This window comes from Mesorhizobium sp. M2A.F.Ca.ET.067.02.1.1, from assembly GCF_004023285.1.
In the GTDB taxonomy this organism is placed as follows: Bacteria; Pseudomonadota; Alphaproteobacteria; order Rhizobiales; family Rhizobiaceae; genus Mesorhizobium.
Genome location: NZ_RZSB01000823.1, coordinates 1 through 2,493, shown reverse-complemented (window position 1 = coordinate 2,493; position 2,493 = coordinate 1). Strand labels below are relative to the sequence as shown.

The 2,493-nt window shown below is 64.5% G+C and carries 1 protein-coding gene and 2 pseudogenes; 2 read left to right on the top strand and 1 reads right to left on the bottom strand.

Going from position 1 to position 2,493, the window contains the following annotated elements; genetic code table 11:
* Positions 1-781, top strand: a pseudogene (locus EOA28_RS32305) (zinc-binding dehydrogenase); the annotation flags it as partial.
* Between the two features lie 252 nt (positions 782-1,033).
* Here the strand turns inward: EOA28_RS32305 and EOA28_RS32300 are convergent.
* On the bottom strand, positions 1,034-2,143 hold the full coding sequence (locus tag EOA28_RS32300) for a TRAP transporter substrate-binding protein (RefSeq protein WP_127249717.1): 1,110 nt from the start codon (positions 2,141-2,143) through the stop codon (positions 1,034-1,036).
* A gap of 264 nt (positions 2,144-2,407) precedes the next feature.
* Between EOA28_RS32300 and EOA28_RS40585 the strand changes: the two are divergent.
* A pseudogene (locus EOA28_RS40585) lies at positions 2,408-2,493 on the top strand (gamma-glutamyl-gamma-aminobutyrate hydrolase family protein); the annotation flags it as partial.

Here is a 2,493-nt window from a genome sequence, read left to right as displayed (position 1 = left end):
TCCCAACATCGCCTGCGGACGCTGCGCCCACTGACATGCCGGCCGCGTCAATCTCTGCAGCAATCTCAGCGCCATCGGCATCCATCGCGACGGCGGCTTCGCCGACTATGTGCTGATGCCGCACAGGCAGGCGTTCCGGCTACCCCCGAACCTAAGACCGACGCATGGCGCCTTCTGCGAGCCGCTGGCCTGCTGCCTGCACGGCGTCGACCTGGCAGCGATCCGGCCGGGCGCGTCGGTCGTGGTGCTCGGCGGCGGCGTCATCGGCCTGCTCGTCGTGCAACTGGCGAAGCTCGCCGGTGCTGCGACCATCATCCTGTCGACCAGGCAGGCCTCGCGCCGCGCGCTTGCCGAGGAGCTCGGCGCGACGGCAACGGTAGATCCAAGCGCCGGCGATCCGGTCGCAGCCATCGCCGGCCCGAATGGCCTGGCGCCCGGCGGCGTCGACGTGGTGCTGGAGTGCGCCGGCGTGCGCGACACGGTCGAACAGTCGATGCGGATTGCCAAGGCCGGCGGCACGGTCGTGATCGTCGGCGTGGTGCCGCAAGGCATGAAGGTGGAAATCGAGCCGTTCGATCTTTTGTTTCGCGAATTGAAGGTGCTCGGCTCCTTCCTCAACCCGTTCACGCATGGCCGGGCGGCGCAGTTGATTGCCTCCGGGGCGATCGAGATCGATAGGCTGATCTCAAGGCAGGTCAGCTTGGAAGAGGCTCCAGACGTCATCGCCAATCCGCCGGCGCCGGGCGAGGTCAAGGTGCTGGTGGTGCCGGGACGAGGCTGAGACGCAGTCTTGCAATGTCTGCGATTGGCGAAACCCTCAACGACAGCATCCTCTCCCCGTCACTATACGGGGAGAGGATGCCGGCAGCCAGGTGAGGGCGGCGCCAACGCTGGACGGGTAGGCAAAGCCGAGGCTTCGACTCTCCTACCAAACCTGGGTGAATTGCCATTCGCCGAAGCCGGCGCTGCCCCTCATCCCCCCTGCCGGGACCTTCTCCCCGTCTAGAGACGGGGAGAAGGCGCCAATCGCCTCCTACAGCTTGCCGTTGCGCTGCTGCACCATCATGAAGGTGTCGTAATTGTATTCGGCGACCTGGGCCCAGAGATAGTGCTCCTTGCGGAAGCCCTTGATCGATTCCCAGATCTTCTTGAACGGCGCGTTTGAGGCTTCCATCTCGGCATAGACCTCGTTGGCCTTTTCGAAGCAGGCCGCCAGGATTTCCTGGCTGAAAGGCGCCAGCTTGGCGCCGCCGGCCACCAGCCGCTTCACCGCCGCCGGATTGAGGAAGTCGTATTTCTGCAGCATGTTGGCGTCCGCCGCCTGGGCGGCGGTGTGCACCAGCGACTTGTAGGCCGGCGACAGCTCTTCGTATTTGGCCTTGTTGAAGAGCAGGTGCACGGTCGGGCCGCCTTCCCACCAGCCGGGATAGTAGTAATAGGGCGCTACCTTGTAGAAGCCGAGCTTCTCGTCGTCATAGGGGCCGACCCATTCGGCGGCATCGATCGTGCCCTTTTCCAGCGCCGGGTAGATGTCGCCGCCGGCGATCTGCTGCGGCACGACTCCGAGCTTCTGCACGACCTTGCCGGCAAAACCGCCGATGCGCATCTTCAGGCCGGACAGGTCGGCGACCGTGTTGATCTGCTTGCGGAACCAGCCGCCCATCTGCACGCCGGTGTTGCCGCCCGGCAGGCCGAAAAGGCCCTGCGTGGCCAGGAACTCGTTGAACAGGTCGATGCCGCCGCCATGGTAGTGCCAGGCATTCATGCCGCGCGCATTGAGCGAGAACGGCACGGCCGCGCCCAGCGCCCAGGTGGGATCCTTGCCCCAGTAATAGTATGCCACCGTATGACAGGCTTCGACCGTGCCGGCTGCGGTGGCGTCCGCCGCCTGCAGACCGGGCACCAGTTCGCCGGAGGCGAAGACCTGGACCTGGAAATTGCCATCGGTCGCTTCCGACAGCATTTTCGAGAAGACCTCGGCGCCGCCATAGATCGTGTCGAGCGACTTGGGGAAGGACGACGCAAGCCGCCAGGTCACTTTCGGGTTGGACTGGGCGATGGCCGGCGCGGCGAGCGTCGCGGCCGCTGCCGCGGCGCCCACGCCGGACGCACCGGCCTTGCGGATGAATGAACGACGATCCATTAAGTTTCCTCCCTTGCGGATCAGCTGACCGATGCCGGGACATTCTCGGTGCCCGGACCGGTTGTCGAGAACCATACACGGGCAAGAAGTCGAGTCCAGCGCCGCGACCAAGCTAGCGGCCATTCGGCCGCCATCTGCAACTATAGTCTAACGCTCACTTCCCTGGCCCATGCGAGGCGGCCAAACTTGCCATGGAAAAGCCGCGTCGGATCGCTTATTTTATAGGCAGAACAATTCCTTGGCCTGATGGAAACCAAACTCAAAATGCAGCAACCGCTCGTCGCCGTCTCAACCGACGTCCGCCAGTTCGACAACTACACTTGGCACGCCGCGCCCCAGCAGTATCTGGA